Origin of the sequence: Staphylococcus sp. 17KM0847 (genome assembly GCF_013463155.1) — a bacterium.
Taxonomy (GTDB): Bacteria; Bacillota; Bacilli; order Staphylococcales; family Staphylococcaceae; genus Staphylococcus.
Map to the genome: position 1 here is coordinate 1,034,783 of NZ_CP040781.1, position 25,645 is coordinate 1,060,427.

Below are 25,645 nucleotides of genomic sequence, written 5' to 3' on the forward strand. Positions count from 1 at the left end.
ATTAAAATACATATGCTAAAATCAATGTATAAATATTCGCTACGAGGTGCATATTATGCCTAAAAAATCTGTAAGACATATAAAAATCAGAGAAATTATTTCGAATGAACAAATAGAAACGCAAGATGAGCTCGTAAAACGTCTTAATGACTTTGATATGAATGTAACACAAGCAACAGTCTCTCGTGATATTAAAGAATTACAACTCATCAAAGTACCTACACCATCTGGTCAATATATATATAGTTTGCCTAATGATCGACGCTATCATCCGTTAGAAAAATTAGGACGATATTTAATGGATTCATTTGTCAAAATAGATGGTGCTGAAAATTTGCTCGTACTTAAAACATTACCCGGAAACGCACAATCTATCGGTGCGATACTCGATCAAATTGACTGGGAAGAAGTCCTAGGTACAATTTGTGGTGATGATACGTGTCTCATCATTTGTCGGAGTAAACAAGATGCAGAAGTAATTAAAACACAAATTTTCAATATGTTATAAGGATGCGATAAAAGATGTTACAAAGTCTATCAATTAAACAATTTGCGATTATTGATGAGTTAGAGATTCAATTTGCTGATGGTTTAACCGTATTAAGTGGTGAAACGGGTGCTGGTAAGTCAATTATCATCGATGCTATTGGACAATTAATCGGTATGCGTGCATCTTCTGACTTTGTACGTCACGGTGAAAAAAAAGCAATCATTGAAGGGCTTTTCGATATAGATAACGCACAGGAAGCGATTCAGATGTTAGATCATTTAGGAATCGATACTGATGAAGATTTTTTAATTGTAAAACGTGAAATTTTCAGCTCAGGCAAGAGTATTTGTCGTATCAATAATCAAACTGTGACTTTACAAGATTTAAGACAGGTTATGCAAGCGCTTTTGGATATTCATGGTCAACATGAAACACAGACACTGCTCAAACCAAAATATCATATCGAGTTGCTCGATCGTTACGCAGATGGTGCATACGATAAAGTATATACACAGTACATGACAACATTTAATACGTATCAAGACAAAGTAAAAGAACTCAAAGCATTAGAATCTGCTGACCAAGCTTTATTACAACGTCTTGATTTGATGAAATTTCAGTTTGAGGAGTTAAAAGAAGCGCATCTTCAAGAAAATGAATCCGAACAATTGGAAATCGATATCAAGCGCATTCAAAACTCAGAGCAGTTGAACCACGCATTAAATGGTGCTTATATGACATTAACAGATGAACATGCGATTACTGATAGACTGTATGAACTCAGTGGGCAACTCCAAATGATTGACCAAATCGTACCAGAACGTTATGCACAACTTAAAGATCAAGTCGATCAATTTTATTACACACTAGAAGACGCTAAACATCAATTGTATGATGAAATGAATCAAAATGATTTTGACGAACAAATGTTGAATGAATTAGAAGCACGAATGAATTTACTCAACAATTTAAAACGCAAATATGGTAAAGATATTCCAGAATTGATCATTTATCAATCTAAAATAGAAGAAGAAATAAATAAAATAGAAAATTACGAAGAAAGCACAGCACAATTACGCAACGATATACATCAACTTTCTGAACAACTTACAGTAGATGGTCAAGCATTATCAAAAGAAAGACGTAAGGTGGCACGTCAATTGCGAGATCATATCGTTGCCGAAATTCAAAATTTACAAATGAAAGATGCTAATTTAGAAATCTCCTTTAAACCTTACGATACACCGCAAAACGATGGACTAGAACGTGTTGAATTTTTAATCAGTCCTAATAAAGGTGAACCCTTAAAAAGTCTTAATAAAATTGCAAGTGGTGGAGAGCTCTCACGGATTATGCTCGCTTTAAAAAGTATCTTTGTACGTTCTCGTGGTCAAACTGCTATTTTATTTGATGAGGTAGATTCAGGTGTATCAGGTCAAGCCGCCCAAAAAATGGCAGAAAAGATGAAACAAATCGCATCAGTTATTCAAGTAATTTGCATTTCACACTTACCGCAAGTTGCTTCGATGTGCGATCATCATTTATATATTTCGAAACATGAGAAAGAAAACAGAACGACAACAACCGTCCAAGAATTATCAGGAGACGCGCGCATTGAAGAAGTGGCTCGTATGATTTCTGGTGCAGCTGTTACAGAATTGACTAAGCAAAATGCAAAAGAAATGATTGAACAAAATCAAATATTGCATCCATAAGGTGGGATTATTATGACGTTAGATCAATTATTAAGTGGGAGTCACTCTGTTCAAGCGACAATAGCGATAGTTAATGCACATGATGAAAAAACACTCCATGCTGTTACTAAGATTTTAAAAAAGACATCTGCTGCTTTTATTTTTTATAATCATCAAGATGTTTCCGAACTCATTCGCTCATTTGACCTGTCTCAAGATGTATTATCACGAATTACCATTCATACTTTTGATAATCAAGAACAGGCACTTAAACACTGTTTGACTGCTTTAGATCAAAAAGAAGCAGATATTTTAATGAAGGGTCATATTTCAACTGCACATTTGTTATCAGCAGTATTACATCATCAATCATCTCAAAATATACAAAAGCCATTTTTAAACCATGTCGCAGTGTTTGAACTTCCGTCCTATCATAAACCTTTATTATTGTCAGATGTCGCACTTAATATTCATCCTGATATTGAAACGATGAAAGCAATGATAGCAAATATTGTAGATTTCACAACACGTCTAAACTATAAACAACTCAATATTGCTTTATTATCATCAACAGAATCTGTTCAACCCAAACTCGCTTCTTCTGTTCAAGCTGCAGAATTAGCGTCATATTATCTTGCGCATCCTATCAATGAAATGATTCGTGTTGAAGGTCCTATGGCTTTGGATAATATTATTGATAAAAAAAGTGCAATTCAAAAGGGAGTTCAATCAAACATTGCAGGGAACACAGATGTTATTATTGTTCCACAACTTGATGTTGGTAATGCTTTATATAAATCTTTCACATACTTTGGACAAGCACGTGTTGCGAGTATTGTACTTGGCGCATCCTATCCAATTATTTTAACTTCTCGTGCAGACACTATAGACAATAAATTAAATTCTGTTTTATTCGCAATGCAAATTCTTGTAAATTAATTTTGAAAGACGTATACTTAACCAATCGAGTTGCGAGATAAGAAAGTAGGGAAGTTATGACAAATATTCTTATTCTTAATTTAGGAAGCACCTCGAGTAAAATTGCTGTATATCATGACTTAACGTGTGTATTTCAAACCAACTTAGTACATGATCAAACAGTAACAGCACAATCATTACTAGAACAACAAATGATACGCCAACAGCTCATCGAACAAACATTAGAACATCATGGTTACATGACATGTATAGATGTAATTGCTTGTAGAGGAGGGTTACTCAAACCTCTAATTGGTGGTACATATATTGTTAATGAAACAATGTATCAAGACTTAAAAAGCTTTGAATATGGTGTTCATGCTGCTAATTTAAGTGGCATGATTGGATATCAATTGGGTCAGCAATGGCAAGTCCCTGTTTTTACTACGGATCCTGTCGTTGTAGATGAGTTACTGGATACTGTGAGATTTACAGGTATTCCTGGCATTGAACGCAAAAGTATCTTTCATGCGTTGAACCATAAAGCAGTTGCTAGACGATACGCTGATGAAGTGAACATACCTTATGAAGAAATCAATGTTATTGTTGCACATCTAGGTGGTGGTATAAGCATTGCAGCACATCATTATGGACGTGTTATCGATGTGAATGAAGCGCTTTATGGTGAGGGCCCCATGGCATTAAACCGTTCTGGAACAATTCCAAACGACTTATTGCTTGTGTATGCACAAGAACACCAACTCTCTATGGATGACATCCGTCACATATTAAGTAGTGAATCTGGACTTAAAGCATATACTGGAACAATGGACTTTAAAACGATAATGTCTAAGTATGATTTCGATCATAAAACAACTCAGCTCATTGATGCACTTGTTATTCAAATCGCTAAAACGATTGCAGAGAGAGCGGCAGTATTACAAGGACAAGTCGATCAAATTGTTTTAACAGGTGGCATGAGTTACAGTCAACGTTTCGTATCTTTACTCCATCACTACACAGATTGGATTGCACCTACGACAGTCTATCCGGGAGAACACGAAATGATGACATTAGCAGAACGTGCATTCAAAGCTTTTCATAAAAAAATCAACATCAACACATACTGTTAGGAGAGACCAATATGGCACAAGAAAAATACGACTTAGTTGTCTTAGGTGGCGGTATAAGTGGCTATTCAGCTGCAATACGTGCCAGTCAATTAGGCAAAAGCGTTGCAATCGTAGAACAATCAAACCTTGGGGGTACTTGTTTACATAAAGGCTGTATCCCTACTAAATCCTTCTTAAAATCTGCTGATACCTATCAACTAATTAAACATGCTGATGCATTCGGCATTTCTACTTCTAAGCCATCCTTTAATTTTCCAAAAGTACAAGAAAGAAAAAGACGTATTGTTGACACTTTACATAATGGGGTACAAGCATTGATGAAGCACCATAAAATTGACGTATACAATGGTGTAGGTCGCTTATTAGGTCCTTCTATCTTTTCGCCACAAAGTGGAACAGTATCTGTAACATATGATAATGGCGAATCTGAATTATTAACAAACGATTATGTTTTAGTAGCAACAGGTTCTACTCCTGCCACATTGCCGTTTTTACCTATTGATCATAAGCGTGTTGTCACAAGTGACGACTTACTAGAAATGGATGCATTGCCTGATACGATTGCTATTATAGGTGCAGGGGTTATTGGTCTTGAATTCGCATCTTTCTTTAGCCAAGTCGGAGTAGAAGTACATGTTATAGAGTCTGCTGATCAAATTATAATTAATGGCAGTAAGCAAGTCGGTGACGTACTATGTCAGTCGCTCTCCAATCGCGGTGTCCAATTTCATACCGGTGTGACACTAAACAAGGATAATATTCATCTATCAGAAACAAGTCTAACATTCGACTTGCAACATGAGGTTACAACAGATATTGCGCTTGTCGCCATTGGTCGCAAACCGAATACGACAGACTTAGGGCTTCAAAATACAGAAGTTTCAATAGCTGATAATCAAACGATTGAAACAAATACATTTATGCAAACAAAAGCAAAACATATCTATGCCTCAGGTGATGTGATTGGACAACTACAACTTGCACATGTTGGAGCAAAAGAGGGGATTATTGCCGTTGAACATATGTTTAATGAATCACCACTTCCTATAAATTATACTGCTATGCCAAAATGTATATATAGCTCGCCAGAAGTTGCTATGGTGGGTTTATCACTAGAAGAAGCAAAAACAGCGGGTTATAAAACAAAGGCAGTTAAATCAGCATTTAAGGCGAATGGCAAAGCGCTGATTATATCTCCTGAAACTCCAAAAGGCTTTGCAGAGCTAATCGTTGATTCAGAAAATGGTTCTGTATTAGGTGCATCACTCATTGGACCTAATGTGACTGAACTCATCAACGAGCTCAGTGTCTTACACTTTTTAGACGGCTCTACTTTAGAGTTAGGAATGGCAACACATGCACATCCATCTCTATCTGAATTACTGATGGAACTTGGTTTAAAGCATGAGCAGCAGTCCATTCACATATAAAAAAGAACTGCGAGGAGGCGCGCATAATGAAAGACTTTCAAAGTGTTAATCTTAGTGTCGAAGATTTAAAAGAAATATATAAAGCGATGGATCTAGGTCGTAAAATTGATGAACGTATGTGGCTACTCAATAGAGCTGGGAAAATTCCATTTGTTATTAGCTGTCAAGGTCAAGAAGCTACACAAGTTGGTGCTGCCTATGCATTAGAAAAAGGTGACATTACAGCACCATACTATCGAGATTTAGCATTAGTCACATATTTAGGCATGACCCCATTAGAAACGATGTACTCCGTATTCGGGAAACGTGACGACATTAGTTCAGGTGGTAAGCAAATGCCTTCTCATTTCAGTAAAAAGTCAGTAGGTATTATGTCACAAGGTTCATCTGTGGCTACACAATTGCTGCATGCCATTGGAGCTGCACTTACCTTTAAAATGGATAATACACCTCAAGTCGCTCTAGCAACAGTAGGTGAAGGCAGTTCGAACCAAGGTGATTTTCATGAAGGCTTAAATTTTGTAGGTGTACATAAACTACCATTCATTTGTATTATTGAAAACAATCAATACGCAATTTCAGTTTCTAAAGATTTACAATATGGTGCCCAATATCTATCAGATCGTGCAAAAGGTTACGGCATGCATGGTATCACTGTCGATGGTAACGATCCTATCGCTGTATACGAAGCAGTCAAAGAAGCGCGTCATCGTGCATTAAATGGTGAAGGTGGAACACTCATAGAAGCAATGTGTACACGGTTAACAGCACACTCATCTGATGACGATGATCGATATCGTAGCGATGAAGTAAAAACAGCTGATAAGCTAGCAGACTGTAATAAACGCTTTAAAGCTTATTTGTTAGAGCAACAGCTTATTGATGAGGATTGGTTGAACACTGTTGAACAAGAACATAAATCTATTGTCAATGAGGCAACAAAACAAGCAGAAGCTGCCCCATATCCAGATGTACGTGAAACATATACACATGTTTACGAACAAGGAGGTCCTTTCAATGCCTAAAATTTCATACTTACAAGCAATTCAACAAGCTTTAGATCTTGCTTTAGAACAAGATGATCAAACCTTTATTTTAGGTGAAGATGTTGGAAAAAAAGGAGGCGTTTTTGGTGTAACAGCAGATTTACAAAAAAAATATGGCTTTTACCGTGTGCTTGATACACCACTTGCAGAATCCAATATTATTGGATCTGCTATCGGAGCTGCTATGATGGGAAAAAGACCTATTGCTGAAATTCAATTTGCTGAATACATTTTACCCGCAACCAATCAAATTATGAGTGAAGCTGCTAAAATGCGTTATCGCTCAAATAATGACTGGCATGTCCCATTAACAATACGTGCACCTTTTGGTGGCGGTATACATGGTGCACTTTATCACTCTCAAAGTATCGAAAGTGTCTTTGCTTCAACACCGGGATTAACTGTTGTGATTCCTTCAACACCATATGATGCTAAAGGCTTACTTTTAAGTGCCATTGCTTCAAATGATCCCGTGTTATATTTTGAGCATAAAAAAGCTTACCGTTTACTAAAAGAAGAGGTACCATCTGAATACTACACAGTACCACTTGGTAAGGCTGATGTAAAACGACAAGGAACCGATATGACTGTATTTAGTTATGGATTAGCCGTTAATTATTGTATTCAAGCTGCTGATATGCTAGAAGAAGACGGAATAAGTATAGAAGTCGTTGATTTACGAACAGTATATCCGTTAGATAAGGAGACAATTATTGAACGCGCCAGACAAACTGGAAAGTGTTTACTCGTGACTGAAGATAATCAAGAAGGTAGTGTCATGTCTGAAGTGGCAGCAATTATTGCTGAAAATTGTCTTTTTGATTTAGATGCGCCTATTATGCGTTTAGCGGGTCCAGATGTCCCATCTATGCCTTTTTCTCCACCATTAGAAACTGAGTTTATGATTAGTCCAGAGAAAATCAAAACGAAAATGCGTGAACTCGCTGAATTTTAAGGAGGCTTTACTATGGATATTAAAATGCCAAAGTTAGGGGAAAGTGTACATGAAGGCACACTTGAACAGTGGCTTGTAGATGTTGGGGATCATGTTGATGAATACGATCCATTATGTGAAGTAATCACTGACAAAGTGACTGCTGAAGTCCCTTCATCTTTTGAAGGAACAGTAACAGCACTGCACGTTCATCCAGGTGATACTGTTGAAGTTGGAACAGTTATTTGTTCATTAGACACGCCACATCATAGTGAGGATATAGATAGCGTAGAGGCATCAGTGCATAATAATGAGCAACAAGAAACAGAAGACGAACAGAGTATATCTCAACCCTTTAAAAACTCAATCGAACAGGATCAAGATCAATCTCAAGCTAAAAATAATGGGCGTTATTCTCCTGTTGTTTTTAAGCTAGCATCTCAACACCATATTGATTTATCGCAAGTTGTCGGTACAGGATTTGAAGGACGTGTAACAAAAAAAGATATTGAAGCTGTTATTCAACATAAAGGTAATCCATCTCAAACTACTGTCAAAACAGAGACTTCAATATCAAAACAATCCAATCCAACACCTGAAACACATAAAGACACTATTCCGGTCAACGGCGTTCGACGTCAAATTGCACAAAAAATGGTACAAAGTGTTCAAGAGATTCCGCATGCTTGGATGAAAATAGAAGTTGATGCCACAGAAATGGTAAAAACACGAAATCACTATAAATCGAAATTTAAAGAGCAAGAAGGTTATAATCTCACATTCTTTGCATTTTTTGTTAAAGCAGTTGCTGAAGCACTCAAAAAACATCCTACCCTAAATAGTTCTTGGCAAAATGATGAAATTGTACTGCATAAAGACATTCATTTATCTATCGCAGTTGCTCATGAAGATAAGTTATTCGTACCTGTTATTCATAATGCAGATGATAAATCTATTAAAGGCATTGCCAAAGAGATCTATAATTTAGCGAATAAAGCACGTCACAATCAATTAACTCAAGCTGATATGACAGGTGGGACATTCACAGTTAATAATACAGGTACATTTGGTTCCGTTAGCTCAATGGGAATTATCAATCATCCTCAAGCCGCTATCTTACAAGTTGAATCTATTATTAAAAAACCTGTAATTATCGATGATATGATTGCTATACGTCATATGGTAAACTTATGTTTATCTATTGATCATCGCATATTAGATGGTCTTCAAGCCGGTCGTTTTTTAAATGATGTCAAGCAACATATTGAACATTATACACTTGAAAATACAACACTTTATTAAAGTTAAACATTTTATAAAAGTTTGCAAAAATTGAATTGCATCCTGACCTTTAGTAAAATAAAAGTATGTTTTATTTATGGAGGGATATCATATGGATTTAAGCTTTGATTTATATATGAATAATGTTGTTAAACAAGCACGTGAAGACATGGTTCGTGCAGGTTATGAAGAACTCACAACTGAGGAAGAAGTCGATAGCGTCTTTAAACAAGAAGGTACAACATTAGTGATGATTAATTCAGTGTGTGGTTGTGCAGGAGGTATGGCAAGACCAGCAGCAGCACACGCATTGCACTATGATGTGTTGCCAGATCGTCTTGTCACTGTTTTTGCTGGACAAGATAAAGAAGCAACACAACGTGCACGTGACTATTTTGAAGGTTATGCCCCATCTAGTCCTTCATTTGCATTAATGAAAGATGGTAAGATTACAGAGATGATCGAACGTCACCAAATCGAAGGTCATGATACAATGGATGTTATTACACAATTACAACGTCTATTTGATCAATATTGTGAAGCAAAGTAAGGAGTTGACCGTATGTTCCGTTTGAATCCATATCGAATCGGATGGCGAACGATTAAAACTGCGGTCGGCATGGCACTAGGTGTAATTATCGCTAAACTACTTGGATTAGATAATTATGCATCTAGTGCCATTTTAGTTGTACTGTGCATTAAAGACACTAAAATGCATTCAGTCAATGCCATTGTTTCACGTTTCGTCTCCTGTTTAATTGCTATTGGTTTTGGTGCGACAATCTTTCCATTATTGGGGCAACATGCATGGGTTTTAGGATTGATTGTTTTACTGTTTATTCCACTTACTGTTATGATTAACACGCAAGAAGGTGTCGTAACAAGCATTGTTATTTTGCTGCATTTCTTTAATGCAACACATATTAATGTGGATTTGATTTTCAATGAAATCTTATTACTCATCGTCGGACTATCTATTGCCTTTTTAATGAATACGATTATGCCGAGTTTTCATAAAGAATTAGAACAGTTTCAAAATGAGATTGAAGCACAAATCCGATATATTTTTAATACTTTTAGCAAACAATGTATGCACGTTGAGCATTCAGACTATCTATCTTTTACCCGATTGATTACAACGATTCAACAAGCTAAGTCTGTTGCTTTTAGAGATGTCAAAAATCACTTTGTTCGCAATGAAAATAGTTACTATCACTATTTTGATATGCGACAAGATCAAGTGGATATTTTGCGCCGTATTCAACACAATCTCCACTTGATTTCAACTGATGATATCCTGTGCAATCGTGTAGCAGAATTATTTAAAGAGATGGCAGAGAATGTCAATGAAAACAATTACACTGCACTTAGACTACACATGCTATACGATATACGATTACAAATCAATCAACTTCCTTTGCCTCAAACACACGAAGAATTGTATACACGCTCCAGTATCATTCAGATCTTATATGACACAGAAGAATATCTTAGAATTAAATCAAAATTTGGTTCATTAAAGTTATACCATGAAATGTCATAACGTATGTATGATTACTAAAAAGGATGGCTTGCATTTATGAAGTGCAAGACATCCTTTTGGTGTTATGACTATACTACATACTCATTAATGGCGCAATGCCTGTCAGAATTAATGAGACGATAATCGCTAATAACATAACAATCAGTAATATTTTTCTTAATTTCTTATTTTGCATGGTTGAATACCTCCGTTGTTCATGAGGAGAAATTCATCCTCTCTCCTCGAAAACTTTTATAAATGTAGTGCGTTTTTTCATATTAAAGATGATGATGTGCCATTGCTATATGACCTTAATTAATGCATGATACGGATATACTCATACTAGCTCCCAAAATTATAGCATTAATGAAAGTATATTCACAAGTACCTATATATTTTCACTGCTTTGCAATTTTCTTGTTTTTCGTTACACTTATATTAAATGTGATGGAGGGGAAACTATGATCAATAAAGAACGTCTTATCAATACATTTATAGAACTTGTTAAAATTGATTCTGAAACAGGTGATGAAGGGCAAATTCAATCCTTTTTAAAGGTACGCTTTGAAAATTTAGGTCTCATCGTAAAAGAAGATCATGCACAAAAAGAGACAGGCTTTGGCGCGAATAATCTCATTTGTACACTTCCTGCTACGGATAACAATAAAGATAAAATTTACTTTACAAGTCATATGGATACAGTCACTCCCGGTAAAAACGTAAAACCGATGATTAAAGAAGATGGTTTTATTTATTCAGATGGCACGACTGTTCTAGGGGCAGATGATAAAGCTGGACTTGCTACGATTTTTGAAGCCTTACATATTATTAAAGAACAACAGCTTGAACATGGTCAGATTCAATTTGTTATTACAGTAGGAGAAGAATCAGGCTTGGTAGGGGCTAAAGCACTGTGTCGTACAGATCTAGATTCAGATTATGGTTTTGCTATTGATTCTGCTGTACCCGTTGGACATTTTACAGTTGGTGCACCATATCAAATGAAAATTGACGCAACGATCTACGGTAAAAAAGCTCATGCAAGTACACCAAGTAAAGGAAAAAGTGCGATTAACATTGCTGCTAAAGCGATTAGTCGCATGAACTTAGGTCAGATTGACGATGAAACTACTGCAAATATTGGTCGATTTGAAGGGGGTGGCCCAACAAATGTTGTTACAGATCTTGTAAGAATTTGGGCTGAAGCACGCTCTCATTCAGAAGATAAGATTAATGCACAGACAGAACATATGAGACAAACATTTGTTGAAGTCGCACAATCATTGGGCTGTCGTGCTGAAGTATCATCTGAACTCTCTTATCCAGGTTTCTTAGTCGAACCTAACGCCCGTGTATATCAACAAGCTGAACGAGCTGCACAATTAATTGGTTTAGAGGGGAAAGCAGGTGTTGCTGGCGGTGGATCTGATGGCAATATCATTAATCAGCTAGGTATACCTACTGTGATATTAGGTGTTGGTTATGAAGCAATTCATACAACAGAAGAACGTATCGCTAAACAATCGCTTTATGATTTAGTCACTTATATTTTAAAACTAATTGAGATTGCATAACACAGCATTGCAGAAGTGTTTCCTAATTAATAATATGATACAATATATGCGTAATTTATAATAAGAGAGGTAAGTGTAAATATGACACAACAAATTGGCGTAATCGGCTTAGCGGTTATGGGTAAAAATTTGGCTTGGAATATTGAATCACGCGGTTATAGTGTATCTGTTTATAACCGTTCTTCTGATAAAACAGATATAATGATTAAAGAATCAGAAGGAAAAAATATTGTGCCAACATACTCTATCGAAGAATTCGTTCAATCACTAGAAAAACCACGTAAAATTTTATTAATGGTTAAAGCTGGTGAAGCAACTGATAAAACAATCGATACATTATTACCTTTATTAGATAATGATGACATTTTAATCGATGGTGGTAATACAAACTATCAAGATACCATTAGACGTAATAAAGCACTTGCACAAAGTGGTATTAATTTTATTGGAACTGGTGTATCCGGTGGAGAAGTCGGTGCGCTGACAGGTCCTTCTATGATGCCTGGCGGACAACGTGAGGCCTATGACAAAGTCGCTGATATTTTGTCAGCTATCTCAGCAAAAGCAGCTGATGGCACACCGTGTGTAACTTATATTGGACCAGATGGTGCAGGTCATTATGTTAAAATGGTGCATAATGGTATTGAATATGCAGATATGCAACTCATTGCTGAAAGTTATAGTATGATGAAAAATCTACTCGGTATGAATCACGAAGAAATTGCTGCAACATTTAAAGACTGGAATACTGGTGAGTTAGAAAGTTACCTCATCGAAATTACAGGAGATATATTCACTAAACTTGACGAAGATGATACACCTCTTGTTGAAAAAATTATGGATAAAGCTGGGCAAAAAGGAACTGGAAAATGGACGTCTATTAATGCATTAGAGCTAGGTGCACCATTGACTATTATTACAGAATCTGTATTTGCACGTTTTATCTCATCTCTTAAATCACAGCGTGTCCATGCCTCAAGTTTACTGTCTGGCCCACAAGCTGAGTTTACAAACGAAGATAAAGCCGCATTCTTAGAAAAAATTCGTCGTGCTTTATATATGAGTAAAATTTGTTCTTATGCACAAGGATTTGACCAAATGAAAACAGCAAGCGATGTCAATGATTGGTCACTACAATTAGGAGAGCTTGCAATGATTTGGCGTGAAGGTTGTATTATTCGTGCACAATTTTTACAAAAAATTAAAGATGCCTATGACAATGATCCAGAATTACAAAATCTATTGCTTGATGGTTACTTTAAAGATATCGTTACGGAATATCAGCAAGCATTGCGTGATGTTGTAGCTATGGGTGTTCAAAATGGTATTGCAATTCCTGGTTTTGCTGCAAGTATTAACTATTTTGATAGTTATCGTAGTGCAGATTTACCAGCCAACTTAATTCAAGCACAACGCGATTACTTCGGTGCACATACTTATGAACGCAAAGACAAAGAGGGAACATTCCATACTCAATGGACAAACTAATTTCTTTTTAACATAAAAAACGGTTCTTCACCTTTTGTGGTGGGATGGCATATGCTGTCTCACCTTTTTTGGTATGCAAAAAGCGCATATGTCTCTATAATTTTAAGTTCCTTAAACCTAAATTAAAGGAGACATGATGCGCCTATGTACAATGATATATTAAAATGACTTAAAATAAAAAAACAAAATATACAAGTGGTAGATGTTCAAGATAATGTTGAAGTATGAGGCCACTTTCCACAGTCATTTATGGTACACTTCAACCCATAATGAACCACCCACAATTCAATAATGGAAGGATTGAAGGCATTAATAATAAAATCAAGTGAATTAAACGTACCTCGTATGGTTATCGAAATTTTGATAACTTCAAAGCACGCATACTGTTGGCATACTGTTGATCTTCAAGCTGTATCAACGCCCCGTCAAGGATAGACTCACACGTTATGTTGCTTAAATGTTACGTAGTAATAGCTAGAACGATTTCTTGTGTTGTCGTATGTATTTAGAATCATGAAAACATCGTTTCTATTGCGAGACGCCTTGCAGATTAAGCCGAAGTGAGAAATCCAGAAACGCTTCTAAATACTTCAAATAAAAGCGTTTATGAGTTCGAGCGAGGCCTGCAGGAAAGCGAGCAATCAAGAAACGATAGTACTGAAAAAGCGCACAACCCATCAAGATTATACGCTTCGACATACCTAGCTATTTCTACGTATATGAAATTATCATAAAAATAAAACTAAGTACTTTTAATGATCTATCCACCACAGAAGATGGACAGCCGTTTTTTATGTCTTAAGAATCTATATTGACTGGAACACATAATTGAATTTTTGTGAATGGATCATCAAATGAAATATTGAGTGGATAGATTTCGATGTATAAACGATTACGTTCATACGGCAAAGTTAATTGTAAACTTGTTTCTATGTAGTGCCAAGCTTCACTTGTAGCAAAATCAATTTCTCCCTGCAAGTTAAAAACTGCAAATTGTTGATCTGATAAATAACGATCTTCCAAATGTGCTGGAAAGCGCTCACTCGGTACACCGACGAAAACTTCCAATCCATATTCTAATGGACAACTCACTACAAATAACTCATGTGGACTGCGATCGTTATACCGAATCATATCTTTCAAACGTCCATCTGCTTGTAAATCCTCCAAAAAATCAGGAATAATAAAATGATGATCAAGTTGTGCAGTTGGAACAAATCGTGAATAACCGACTAACGATAAGTGACCTATATTTTCCAAACGATAAGGATAAGGAGGGTTTGATGTGGTAGTTAACTTTAAGTACAATCGATTTTGCATATTGAGTTGATCTTGTTTCGTTTTGGCTTGTAAGGGAGATACGCCATGATAGTCACTAAAATCGTGTGCAAATGCATTTGCATCGGAATAGCGATATCTTTTTGCCAAATCAATTAATCGATTCGCCCCATGAATAAGGTCTTGTGCAGCTAATGTTAATCGTCTTGCTCGACAATATTCTGAAGGTGTGTAACCGACAATCATCGTAAAAGATTGTTCTAAATGGTAGGGGGAAAGTTCAACATAATCACTTAAAACTTGAAGGTCAAAAGAATCTAAAAGATGATCTTCAATATAAACAATCGCTTGTTGAACATGTTTAATCACATCCAAAGTTTTCACGCCTCCATTTCGTAAAAGATACATGACTTCAAGTGTATCTTCTTATTGTTTAAACCTTGTCTAATTATTCATTATAAATCAAAAAGGGCTTGAGTTACACTATTAATCATGTAACTCGCCCCATATTTTATCATGATAGATATTTTGACTGATTGTTAATTATGCGACGTGTAGCTATGTCATCATTATTGTCATTTTTTATTGAATATCTTCCCACCATTTAAAACCATCACGGCTTAAAAGGAGATGACTTTCTAATGGGCCATTTGTGCCTGATTCATAGTTCGGAAACTCAGGTTCAAAATGATTCCACGCTTCTTGAATAGCATCGACAAATTTCCAAGTAGATTTTAATTCTTCCCAATGTGTAAAGTTTGTCGCATCACCTTTCAAGCAATCATATAATAAATTTTCATAAGCATCCACTGTGTTCATCTTGTCTTGGGCACTCATTGCATAAGACAGTTGTACAGGTTCTGTTTCGATGCCTTGAACATATTTTTTACCATTTAAGTGGATAGAGACGCCTTCATTAGGTTGAATATTAATCACTAAAAGGTTCGAATCTAAATGTTTATCTTTATCATAATATAGATTCATCGGTACTTCCTTGAACTCTACAACAACTTGAATAGATTTTCGTTTCATGCGCTTACCCGTACGAATATAGAATGGCACACCTGCCCATCTAAAGTTGTTAATCATGACTTTACCTGCTACAAATGTTGGCGTCACAGAATCTTCGTCTACCTTATCTTCCTGACGATATGCGATTACAGGTTGTCCTTCAATATGACCATTATCGTACTGACCACGCACAAAGTTATGTCTAACTTCTTCAGGTTCGAGTACATGCAATGATTTTAATACCTTAACTTTTTCAGAACGAATATCATCACTATGTAAACTGATAGGGGGCTCCATAGCTAACAGTGCTACCATTTGTAACATATGGTTTTGTACCATATCTTTTAATGCACCACTGGATTCATAGTAACCACCACGATCTTCTACACCTAGAACTTCTGATGATGTTACTTGAATGTTAGAAATATATTTATTATTCCATAAAGGTTCAAACATGGCGTTACTAAAGCGTAATACTTCAATATTTTGCACCATGTCTTTGCCTAAATAATGATCAATACGGAAAATTTCTTCTTCTTTAAAAGATTTACGAATTTGCTTATTTAATGATTCTGCTGATTTTAGGTCACTACCAAATGGCTTCTCGATGACCAAACGTTTAAATCCTCTTGTTTTTGTTAAGCCTGATGATTTAAGATAGTCTGTAACCACACCGAAAAATTGTGGTGCCATTGCCAAATAGAACAATCGGTTACCCTCAAGAGAAAATTGGCGATCTAAATCATTGCTTAATGCTAACAATTCTTTATAACTTGATTCATTATTCACATCAAGTGATTGATAAAAAACATGTTGCATAAACTTGTCCAAATGCTTTGTATCTTGGACGTGCGCTTGAATAGATGCCTTTACCTGCGCTCGAAAGTCATCTACGGTTAACTGGCGACGTCCAATACCAATAATCGCAACTCTGTCATCTAAATTATCCTGTTGAAATAAATGAAAGAGTGAGGGAAATAATTTACGGTGACTTAAATCACCCGTCGCGCCAAAAATCGTAATAAGCGCTGGAATATGATTATTTGTCTTATTCAAGATTCAAAACCTCAATTCTAAGTAATGTCATACGAACTTATTATAAAACATGCGTAACGTATGGTCATATATTCTGCTTTACTCTAATGATGCTATATTTTTCATCTTGATTCAACTATAATTTATATACGATAAGGCTAAGGAGGTACGTAGATGGAACTTATTTTTTTTGGAACGAGTGCCGGTTTACCTACGAAAGATCGACATACACAATCAATTGCACTTAAACTTGAACCTTATGCAACAGATGTTTGGTTATTTGATGTTGGAGAAGCAACACAACATCAAATTTTACATCATTCTATTAAACTTGGAAGAGTAAGCCATATCTTTATTACACATATGCACGGGGATCATGTTTTTGGTCTGCCCGGTGTTTTGACGAGTAGATCCTTTCAAGGAGGAGAAGATAAACCTTTGACTATTATAGGTCCTAAAGGTATTAAATCCTATATTGAAACAAGTTTAACTTTGACGCACGCACACCTCAATTATCCATTACATGTAATTGAAATTAATGAGCAACTCGAGTTAACAATTGACCGATTTGAAGTGTCAGTTTTACCCTTAAACCATGGTGTACCTTGTTATGGCTATCGCGTCAAAGCTCCAAGCACACCGGGAAAGCTAGATGTCGCCAAACTGCAAGCAATAGGCATGCAACCCGGTCCCATGTATCAACATGTTAAAAACCAAGACACATTCGAGTTTGAAGGGGTCGTTTATGATGCACATCATTTTAAAGATGCTGATAAGCAAGGTCCTATCGTTGCAATTTTTGGAGATACAAAACCATGTTCAAATGAAAAAATCTTGGCACACCATGCAGATGTAATGGTACATGAAGCCACATACATAGAAGGGGATAAGCAACTAGCAAATAACTACTATCATAGCCATATTGATGATGTCTTTGACTTAATTGCACACGCTGATGTTAAACATAGTTTATTGACGCATCTAAGCAATCGTTATACAAAAGAGGATATTCGACGTATTGATCAACAACTAACCAAAACACAAAATATATCCTTTCAATTTGTTGAAGATTTTGATGATTATTCATTTTAATGACTTAACAAAAAATAGGGCAATGAAGCTTTAGTATCCAAAGACTTCGTTGTCCTATTTTAATTGACATCACTCATATTAAAAATAAGCGATGTTGATATTTTTAATTATGGATAAACATACTGACTCGATGTACTTTAATCTTCTTCTTGCTCTGAAAGTTCTACACTACGATTGACCGCAGCAGTTAAACAATCTTCAAATATACTTTCAATATCATATTGAGATAAAGCATTCAATCCTGCTTGTGTTGTTCCACCTTTAGACGTAATATTTTTACGCAACTGCTCCATACTCAAGTCAGAACGTTCAATCATCTTGCTCGTTCCAATAATCAACTCTTGAATGGATTCCTCAACTTGTGCTTTATCTAAACCGAGCTTTGTCCCAGCATCGACATATTTTTCAAAAACGTGGTATAAAAAGGCAGGACCACTTCCTGTAATGGCTGTTACTTGATGTAAGTGATCTTCTTTCACTTCGATAGCAGAGCCAAACGCATTAATAACCTCTAATACTTCATCTTTTGATTTAGGTCCAAAATTAGGAGAAAAACTTAATCCCGTTACCGAATGACCAACATGTGCATTGGTATTTGGCATAATGCGAGCGATTGGATTATCTACACCTAGAGCTTCACGAATATATGAAATGGGTAAACCTGCCATAATCGAAATAAACTTATTTTTACTATCAATATGGCTGTGCATACGTTCAGCTAAACTTGTAAAATCATGTGGTTTAGATCCCAGAAAGACATAGTCTGCATCTTTTAATAAAGTAGCGTCATCATAGCTATATTGAATCCCTAACTCTGCTTGATATTGCTTTAGCGCCTCTTCATTCGAGCGGTTCGTTAAATAAATATTTTCAGCTGGTAAAACTTTTGAACTAATAATACCTGTAAAAATCGCATGTGCCATATTACCTGCCCCATAAAATACAATTTTCATACAATATTTCACTTCCCCAATCGTTTATTTTATTTTATAGTAACATACATATTGACCGATTCGTGAAAGAAAGGATGAAAAATCTTGACGTATCGACACTATTTAATTACTGGGGGAACGAGCGGACTGGGTTATGAAATAACAAAAATTTTATATCGTAAAAAACATCAACTCACACTTCTCGTACGTAACGTTAATCATGCGCGACAAGTATTTCCAGAATGTGATTATCCTCATATTCATTTCTTATTATGCGACTTAACTGATATGCAACAAATTCAAACATTACCGTTACAACTATCAAAGCAATCGATTGTTTTTGATGGTATTATTCATTGTGCTGGTATAGGTTATTTTAAATCACTTTTTGACCACACATATGAGGAAATGATACAAACTTATCAAATCAATGCCACACACTTTGCAATTTTACTAAATATTATACAACCTCATTTAGTAAAAGACGCTGCTATTGTCGCAATAAGTAGTCAGGCCGCTCACGCTACTCAGCCTTACGCCGCACATTATGCAGCGAGCAAGTCAGCACTTAATCATATTTTAAATGCTTTACGTTTAGAAGTACCTACGTATCGTGTACTTAATGTCAATGTTGGACCTATTGAAACATCATTTCATAGTAAAGCTGATCCAACTGGTCATTATGCTGAAAAAGTAAAGCATATGATGCTCAATCCATATCAGCTCGCACAGTGCATCGTAAAATCGATAGGGACACACCGCAAAGAAATTAATCAACCCAAATGGATGCACATCTTATTAAAATTTTATCAACTCTCACCACGCTTATATGAGAAAATAGGAAAGCCTTTTTTTATGAGTAAAAATAAAAAATAGAATGGCATGCTTATCATAAAAATCATCCTAAATCAGTGCGTCAATATCTATAAATAGCAGTAGGCGGTCGATATAAAAATATGTTTTGATAAACATCTACTTGTAGTCACACTTGTTAGGGTGGCACAGCTTATTTTGCTGTGCCACCCTGTAATCTTTTTAAACTATGATAAATGTTGTGTGTATGCAATAGACTTAACACTATTCCGTGCTTGTTCAAGTATTTCAGGTGTTATCTTCTGTTCAAACTGTGCCACATTATCTCGTAATTGTTCAGCGCTGCTTGCACCTACAATAATAGAGCCTAAAGCGTCAAATGATTTTAAATAGTCGAAGCTAAGCGCTGTAAGATGCGGTGTTATATCATGTAAAGTTTCCATAGTATGCGCCAATGTTGCACCATCATAGTCAAAAATACCATCTGCAAATTTTTCTTTTAGTATAGATTGATAATTTTGCGTTAAAAGCCCTTTAAATACTGGTCCACGTGCTAGTATTTTCACACCTTTATCATGTATTTCGTCCACGAGCATTTCGGGTCTATGATCAATTAAGTTAAACTGAGACATGATAACGTCAATATTACTATGTGCCAAGTAATATCTGATGACATTAGGGCGAATAGAAGAGATTCCATATGCTCGAATCCATCCTTCTTCCTTTAATTCCTCAAATGCACTTATCGTTTCATCTAAGGGATCATCTATCGTTCCGCCGTGAAGCATATATATATCTAACTGATCTAATCCTAAACGTTGCAACGAATACTTTACGTTTTCCTTGATATATGATTTAGATGGATTCCATATCATCTCACCGTTTGGCTGTAATTGATTACCTACTTTTGTACCTACAACAATATCATCTCGATGTTGGTATTTGCGGAGTACCTTTCCAACAATGTCTTCATTTATACCTTTATCATAAATATCTGCTGTATCAAAATAGGTAATACCTGAATCCAATGCCGTTTCTATAATATGTTCAGCATGAGCATACTCCGTACCTAGGCTCATACACCCAAGTCCTAATTCAGATAATGTAATACCACTTTTTAAAATATTTTTTTGCATGATATAACTCCTTCCGATACACTTTATATATATCATCATATCAAATCACTGATATAAATTAAAAGGAGCGAACGCTATGCACTTTGAAGAAAAAACAATTTCAAAAGAAGTACTATATGAAGGAAAAATTATTGATGTCGAAAAACATCTTGTCACATTGCCCAATGATCAAACAGCTTATCGTGAAATTGTCAAACACAATGGTGCTGTCGCAGTTTGTGCAATGACACCTGAAAATAAAGTCATTTTAGTAAAACAATTTCGCAAACCACTTGAACATACACTTATTGAAATCCCTGCTGGCAAGCTTGAAATAGGGGAAAATAGAGAAGCTGCAGCCAAAAGAGAGCTAGAAGAAGAAACAGGCTATCGTACGAAAAACCTTACACATATTGGAGATGTATACGGTGCACCGGGCTTCTCAAACGAATTAATTTCTATTTATTTTACAAATCAATTAGAAAAAGGACATATACAGTTAGATGAGGATGAATTTGTCGAAACATTATACTACACGCTTTCTGATGTCCAACAGGCAGTCAGCTCACGAAAAATCAAAGATGCTAAAACATTAATTGCACTTCAATACGTATTATCAGTTTATAATCATTCTAATGAAAAGGGTTGAAAGATTGCTTTTTTTCTCAATTACTGGTATTTTAATAATATCTAAACAAGATTAATTATAATTATCAGTATAGGAGTGAAGCTGCCGTGGAAGAACGTCTTAATCGTGTAAAGCAGCAATTACAACAGTCTTCATATAAGTTAACACCACAACGAGAAGCAACAGTACGTGTACTTATCGAAAATGAAGCAGATCATCTCAGCGCAGAAGATGTCTATTTAAAAGTAAAAGAGAAAGCACCTGAAATTGGACTTGCAACAGTATATCGTACGTTAGAACTTTTAGCAGATATTAAAGTTGTAGACAAAGTCAGTTTTGGTGATGGTGTTGCACGTTTTGATTTGCGCAAAGAAGGCTCTAAACATTTTCATCATCATCTTGTTTGCATGGAGTGTGGACGTGTAGATGAAATCGATGAAGATTTACTTCCACAAGTTGAAGAACGTGTAGAAAATGAATTTGACTTTAAAATTTTAGATCATCGTTTGACATTTCATGGCATATGTTCAACTTGTCAACAAGCAGGAAAAGGAACTGACGTATAGATTGTGAAAATCGAGAGGTGTTATGATGAAAGAAGTACGCGATGAGTTTTTAAGATTTATTCAGCTAGAAAAAGGACTATCACATAATACGATTGCAGCTTATCGTCGTGATTTGAATCATTACATCAATTATTTAATAGAACAAAAAATTACACATTTAGATTTTGTTACACGAGAGATGATTCAACAATGGTTTGGACACCTTCATGACGAAGGGCGTTCTGCAAAATCCATTGCACGGTTTACATCTACTATTCGTAGTTTCCATCAGTTTGCGCTGCGTGAGAACTATACGACACAAGATCCTACTGTTCTTATTACGACTCCCAAATATGAACGTAAGTTGCCAGACGTCTTGACGATTAGTGAGGTGGATCAACTACTGGAAACACCCACTTTAACTAAGCATAACGGGTACAGAGATCGTACAATGTTAGAGTTACTCTATGCAACAGGTATGCGTGTGTCGGAACTCATACATATCGAAATACAAGATGTTAATTTAATCATGGGATTCGTTAAAGTATTTGGAAAGGGGAATAAAGAACGCATTGTCCCTTTGGGAGAAACTGTCATACAGTATTTAACAACCTATTTAACAGATGTACGACCACATCTATTAAAAAACACTGTTACAGATACGTTATTTTTAAATATGCACGGTAAACCTTTATCCCGACAAGGGGTTTGGAAGATTATCAAGCAGACTGCTCTCAAAGCAGGGCTCCATAAAAGTCTAACACCACATACATTGCGTCATTCTTTTGCAACACATTTATTAGAAAATGGCGCAGATTTAAGAGCAGTTCAAGAGATGCTCGGTCATTCGGATATTTCAACAACACAACTTTATACACATATTTCGAGCGCACAAATTCGACAAGCATATCAAACATATCACCCTAGAGCTTAATGTAGCTCGATTGTATCTTAGCCCACGCTGATTAGTGATGGGCTCCTTTTATGTTGAGTTATCGGATAAGTTGAATATCAATATTCATTGATTGCGTAGCGCCCACGCTGTTTTACGTGCTGCAATAACATCAGAACGATCTCTATACTTATGATGATGTATAATGTTCTCAGACTGAATGAGCGTATCACACCAATAATATGTAGGATATGATCTTTTTAAAGCTTTTTTCATATCATGCGTTATGGGTAAAGCAATGGGGGAGAAAGGCAATTGAGAATGAGTCGCTTCAATGAGCATATTTAACTGACTGCGATACTGTGAAGCCTCTATCCCTAATTGTAACATCACACTATCATCATCATACGGTTCGACGATATCATATGCTTTTTGATATAATCGTCGCGCACCTATAAAGTTTTGACGTCGGTAATGGTATGAAGCCGTAGCAAATAATATTAAACTAACAATCATATCATTTTTAGAGTAGTGAGGTTGTGCTTTCCATGCCTCTTCTAAAATATCATGACATAAAAAGTAATGTTGCTTCGTATGAAACTGATAATAAAAATCAATCAGTGCATGTTGCATCTGTATCGCTCCTCTCCTAAATGTATTCTTATTCATAAACATGCTATAATAAATGCATTGAACATGCTGATAAAGTGAGGCTTTTTTAATGTATGAAGTAAAATTAGATGCCTTTAGTGGCCCTTTAGATTTATTATTACATCTCATCCAACAATTTGAAATAGATATTTACGATATACCTATGAAAGCATTAACCGAACAATATATGCAATATGTGCATGCTATGAAACAACTAGAAATCAATGTGGCAAGTGAATATTTAGTCATGGCTTCAGAACTTTTAATGATTAAAAGTAAACTATTGTTGCCAGACTATACATCTGATGAAGTGGTTGAAGAAGATCCACGAGAAGCACTTGTTGGCAAGCTGATCGAATACCAAAACTATAAAGCCTACGCAGAAATGTTAAACAAAAAAAAAGAAGAGCGATGCCATTACTATACAAAAACACCTTCTGATTTATCAGACTATGAACAATCCGAACGTATTCCTGAAGGTACAACAATTGATCTTACAGCACTTATTGTTGCATATCAAAAAATGAAAACACGTATTGCACTCAAAAAGCCAACGCAAGTCAACATCCAAAAAGAAACGTATACCATTCAACAATCGACAGCACAAATTTATAAGCAGCTCTCTCATTATGATAAATTATCTTTTTTTGACTTATTTACATTTAATGAATCTATTGAACATGTGGTCACGCATTTTTTAGCTTTATTAGAAATGGCAAAAATAGGTGCTGTAAATATTCAACAAACGAAAGCTTTCCACAATATTGAAATTACTAAAGGAGTCAATTATGGTACACCAGCTCAATAGTGCACTCACAGCACTTTTATATACAGTAGGAGAAGACGGTATTGATACACAACAATTAATGACATCTTTAAATATTGATGAAGAAACACTTATTGCTGAAATAGAAGCTCTAAAGCTCCCCGGTTTAAAAGTTCAAAAATTTGGGGAAACATATGTATTAACAACAGCCAAAGAAATGGAACCGTATATAGAATCTTTAATTATGAATAAGGTTTCAACTAAATTATCACAAGCATCAATGGAAGTTTTATCAATTATTGCGTATAATCAACCTGTTACACGTAGTGATATTGAAATGATACGGGGAATAAGCTCTGATGGTCCTGTTAAGACTTTGATCGCCAAAGGACTTATTGAGCCAAAACAGCAAGCTGAAGCACGAGGGCAACAGCTTTATACAACAGATTTATTTTTAAATGTTTTTGGACTTGAAAGCTTATCTGAATTGCCAACAACAGATGAAGAAGCAGAAGAAATAGAAACATTTTTTAGTAATCTTGTGAATCAGAAAGGACATCCAACACATGAATAATGAACTAGAAAGACTACAAAAACGCATCGCCAATAGTGGATACACATCACGCCGTAAAGCTGAAACACTTATAGAAGAAGGGAAAGTGCAAGTGAACGGTAAAATCATCACAGAGCTAGGAACAAAGGTACGTCCATCTGATGAAGTAAGTGTAAACGGTATCCCTTTAGAAATAGAAGATAAACTTTATATTTTGTTTTATAAACCTTCACAGGTGATTACAAGTGTATCAGATGATCGCGGAAGAAAGGTAGTTACAGACTATTTTGATGATCTCGAAACACGCATCTATCCAGTAGGGCGTCTTGATTATGATACTTCAGGACTATTACTATTAACAAATGATGGTACGTTTACAAACTTAATGACACATCCAAGATACAAAATCCCTAAAACATATGTTGCCAAAATCGAAGGATACATCTTACGTGAACAAGTCAAACAATTAGAACATGGTATCATACTGGAAGATGGCAAAACGCACCCCGCTCAAGTGAAAGTCAAAAAACAAAACAAAGAAAAAAATACTTCTATCGTTGAAATTACAATTACAGAGGGGCGTAATCGTCAAGTACGCCGTATGTTTGAACACTTTGGTTTTAACGTAACTAAACTTTCACGTATTTCTTTCGGTCCTTTAACATTGAAAGGACTAGGAGCTGGTGAAGGTCGTGTGTTGTCACCTCACGAAGTTAAAACGTTACGCCAATTAGCACAGAGGGGTTCTGTACATTAATATGCACTACAAAGAGAATCAGCTGATCAACATCTGATACATATACTGTATCTAGCGCTATCTCGTG

26 protein-coding genes and 1 pseudogene are annotated in these 25,645 nt (G+C 35.7%); 21 read left to right on the plus strand and 6 right to left on the minus strand.

Going from position 1 to position 25,645, the window contains the following annotated elements; translation table 11 throughout:
• The first annotated feature begins 55 nt into the window (after positions 1-55).
• From ahrC to FGL66_RS04980, 10 genes are all read left to right on the plus strand, one after another.
• Positions 56-508, plus strand: coding sequence for a transcriptional regulator AhrC/ArgR (gene ahrC / locus FGL66_RS04935; protein WP_180808719.1), 453 nt, complete (start codon positions 56-58; stop codon positions 506-508).
• A gap of 14 nt (positions 509-522) precedes the next feature.
• Complete coding sequence (recN, locus tag FGL66_RS04940) at positions 523-2,205, plus strand: DNA repair protein RecN (RefSeq protein ID WP_180808720.1); 1,683 nt, start codon at positions 523-525, stop codon at positions 2,203-2,205.
• 12 nt (positions 2,206-2,217) lie between these two features.
• Positions 2,218-3,123: a phosphate acyltransferase gene (locus tag FGL66_RS04945; RefSeq protein WP_180808721.1), complete on the plus strand. Its 906-nt coding sequence runs from the start codon at positions 2,218-2,220 to the stop codon at positions 3,121-3,123.
• Positions 3,124-3,179: 56 nt separating this feature from the next.
• Complete coding sequence (buk, locus tag FGL66_RS04950; protein ID WP_180808722.1) at positions 3,180-4,235, plus strand: butyrate kinase; 1,056 nt, start codon at positions 3,180-3,182, stop codon at positions 4,233-4,235.
• 11 nt (positions 4,236-4,246) lie between these two features.
• Positions 4,247-5,665: a dihydrolipoyl dehydrogenase gene (lpdA, locus tag FGL66_RS04955; RefSeq protein ID WP_180808723.1), complete on the plus strand. Its 1,419-nt coding sequence runs from the start codon at positions 4,247-4,249 to the stop codon at positions 5,663-5,665.
• A 26-nt stretch (positions 5,666-5,691) separates the two neighbouring features.
• Positions 5,692-6,690, plus strand: a complete 999-nt coding sequence (locus tag FGL66_RS04960) for a thiamine pyrophosphate-dependent dehydrogenase E1 component subunit alpha (protein WP_180808724.1) — start codon at positions 5,692-5,694, stop codon at positions 6,688-6,690.
• On the plus strand, positions 6,683-7,666 hold the full coding sequence (locus tag FGL66_RS04965; protein ID WP_180808725.1) for an alpha-ketoacid dehydrogenase subunit beta: 984 nt from the start codon (positions 6,683-6,685) through the stop codon (positions 7,664-7,666). The genes FGL66_RS04960 and FGL66_RS04965 overlap by 8 nt, the downstream gene beginning before the upstream one ends.
• A 12-nt stretch (positions 7,667-7,678) precedes the next feature.
• Positions 7,679-8,947, plus strand: a complete 1,269-nt coding sequence (locus tag FGL66_RS04970; RefSeq protein ID WP_180808726.1) for a dihydrolipoamide acetyltransferase family protein — start codon at positions 7,679-7,681, stop codon at positions 8,945-8,947.
• Positions 8,948-9,038: 91 nt separating this feature from the next.
• Entirely contained in the window at positions 9,039-9,476 is a 438-nt protein-coding gene (brxB, locus tag FGL66_RS04975; protein ID WP_180808727.1) for a bacilliredoxin BrxB, read from the plus strand.
• A gap of 12 nt (positions 9,477-9,488) precedes the next feature.
• The gene (locus tag FGL66_RS04980) at positions 9,489-10,469 is read left to right on the plus strand and encodes an aromatic acid exporter family protein (protein WP_180808728.1); all 981 of its coding nucleotides are present in this window, start codon (positions 9,489-9,491) and stop codon (positions 10,467-10,469) included.
• Between the two features lie 73 nt (positions 10,470-10,542).
• On the opposite strand, the gene prli42 is transcribed toward FGL66_RS04980, so the two are convergent.
• Positions 10,543-10,644: a stressosome-associated protein Prli42 gene (prli42, locus tag FGL66_RS04985; protein ID WP_180808729.1), complete on the minus strand. Its 102-nt coding sequence runs from the start codon at positions 10,642-10,644 to the stop codon at positions 10,543-10,545.
• 265 nt (positions 10,645-10,909) lie between these two features.
• Here prli42 and FGL66_RS04990 point away from each other — a divergent pair, with 265 nt between their 5' ends.
• The 3 genes and pseudogenes from FGL66_RS04990 to FGL66_RS05000 form a co-directional block, all read left to right on the plus strand.
• On the plus strand, positions 10,910-12,022 hold the full coding sequence (locus tag FGL66_RS04990; protein ID WP_180808731.1) for a M20/M25/M40 family metallo-hydrolase: 1,113 nt from the start codon (positions 10,910-10,912) through the stop codon (positions 12,020-12,022).
• Positions 12,023-12,103: 81 nt separating this feature from the next.
• Positions 12,104-13,510, plus strand: a complete 1,407-nt coding sequence (gnd, locus tag FGL66_RS04995) for an NADP-dependent phosphogluconate dehydrogenase (RefSeq protein ID WP_180808733.1) — start codon at positions 12,104-12,106, stop codon at positions 13,508-13,510.
• Between the two features lie 278 nt (positions 13,511-13,788).
• Positions 13,789-13,911: pseudogene (locus FGL66_RS05000) on the plus strand (transposase); the annotation flags it as partial.
• A 397-nt stretch (positions 13,912-14,308) separates the two neighbouring features.
• Here FGL66_RS05000 and FGL66_RS05005 read toward each other — a convergent pair.
• Both FGL66_RS05005 and zwf read right to left on the minus strand, forming a co-directional pair.
• Positions 14,309-15,163, minus strand: coding sequence for an AraC family transcriptional regulator (locus FGL66_RS05005; protein WP_180808734.1), 855 nt, complete (start codon positions 15,161-15,163; stop codon positions 14,309-14,311).
• A 207-nt stretch (positions 15,164-15,370) separates the two neighbouring features.
• Positions 15,371-16,855, minus strand: a complete 1,485-nt coding sequence (zwf, locus tag FGL66_RS05010; protein ID WP_180808736.1) for a glucose-6-phosphate dehydrogenase — start codon at positions 16,853-16,855, stop codon at positions 15,371-15,373.
• 153 nt (positions 16,856-17,008) lie between these two features.
• Between zwf and rnz the strand changes: the two genes are divergently transcribed.
• Positions 17,009-17,926: a ribonuclease Z gene (gene rnz, locus FGL66_RS05015; protein ID WP_180808737.1), complete on the plus strand. Its 918-nt coding sequence runs from the start codon at positions 17,009-17,011 to the stop codon at positions 17,924-17,926.
• Between the two features lie 137 nt (positions 17,927-18,063).
• Here the strand turns inward: rnz and proC are convergent, their stop codons facing one another.
• A complete protein-coding gene (gene proC / locus FGL66_RS05020; protein WP_180808739.1) occupies positions 18,064-18,879 on the minus strand; it encodes a pyrroline-5-carboxylate reductase in 816 nt (271 codons plus the stop codon).
• Positions 18,880-18,963: 84 nt separating this feature from the next.
• Between proC and FGL66_RS05025 the strand changes: the two genes are divergently transcribed.
• A complete protein-coding gene (locus FGL66_RS05025; protein WP_180808740.1) occupies positions 18,964-19,734 on the plus strand; it encodes an SDR family NAD(P)-dependent oxidoreductase in 771 nt (256 codons plus the stop codon).
• 164 nt (positions 19,735-19,898) lie between these two features.
• Here the strand turns inward: FGL66_RS05025 and FGL66_RS05030 are convergent, their stop codons facing one another.
• Positions 19,899-20,807: an aldo/keto reductase gene (locus FGL66_RS05030; RefSeq protein WP_180808741.1), complete on the minus strand. Its 909-nt coding sequence runs from the start codon at positions 20,805-20,807 to the stop codon at positions 19,899-19,901.
• 76 nt (positions 20,808-20,883) lie between these two features.
• Between FGL66_RS05030 and FGL66_RS05035 the strand changes: the two genes are divergently transcribed.
• The 3 genes from FGL66_RS05035 to xerD all read left to right on the plus strand — a co-directional run bounded on the left by FGL66_RS05035 (position 20,884) and on the right by xerD (position 22,893).
• Positions 20,884-21,435, plus strand: coding sequence for an NUDIX domain-containing protein (locus FGL66_RS05035; protein ID WP_180808743.1), 552 nt, complete (start codon positions 20,884-20,886; stop codon positions 21,433-21,435).
• Between the two features lie 86 nt (positions 21,436-21,521).
• Positions 21,522-21,980 (plus strand): ferric iron uptake transcriptional regulator, encoded by a 459-nt coding sequence (gene fur, locus FGL66_RS05040; RefSeq protein ID WP_180808744.1) that lies wholly within the window; start codon positions 21,522-21,524, stop codon positions 21,978-21,980.
• Positions 21,981-22,005: 25 nt separating this feature from the next.
• A complete protein-coding gene (xerD, locus tag FGL66_RS05045) occupies positions 22,006-22,893 on the plus strand; it encodes a site-specific tyrosine recombinase XerD (protein WP_180808745.1) in 888 nt (295 codons plus the stop codon).
• An 84-nt stretch (positions 22,894-22,977) separates the two neighbouring features.
• Here the strand turns inward: xerD and FGL66_RS05050 are convergent, their stop codons facing one another.
• Complete coding sequence (locus FGL66_RS05050; protein ID WP_180808746.1) at positions 22,978-23,484, minus strand: DUF309 domain-containing protein; 507 nt, start codon at positions 23,482-23,484, stop codon at positions 22,978-22,980.
• An 88-nt stretch (positions 23,485-23,572) separates the two neighbouring features.
• On the opposite strand from FGL66_RS05050, the gene FGL66_RS05055 reads away from it, so the two are divergent.
• The 3 genes from FGL66_RS05055 to FGL66_RS05065 are packed head-to-tail and all read left to right on the plus strand — an operon-like array spanning position 23,573 to position 25,578.
• Positions 23,573-24,310, plus strand: a complete 738-nt coding sequence (locus FGL66_RS05055) for a segregation and condensation protein A (RefSeq protein ID WP_180808748.1) — start codon at positions 23,573-23,575, stop codon at positions 24,308-24,310.
• Entirely contained in the window at positions 24,291-24,842 is a 552-nt protein-coding gene (gene scpB, locus FGL66_RS05060) for an SMC-Scp complex subunit ScpB (protein WP_180808749.1), read from the plus strand. Before FGL66_RS05055 ends, scpB begins: the two co-directional genes overlap by 20 nt.
• Positions 24,835-25,578, plus strand: coding sequence for a pseudouridine synthase (locus FGL66_RS05065; RefSeq protein WP_180808750.1), 744 nt, complete (start codon positions 24,835-24,837; stop codon positions 25,576-25,578). Before scpB ends, FGL66_RS05065 begins: the two co-directional genes overlap by 8 nt.
• The last annotated feature ends 67 nt before the right edge of the window (positions 25,579-25,645 follow it).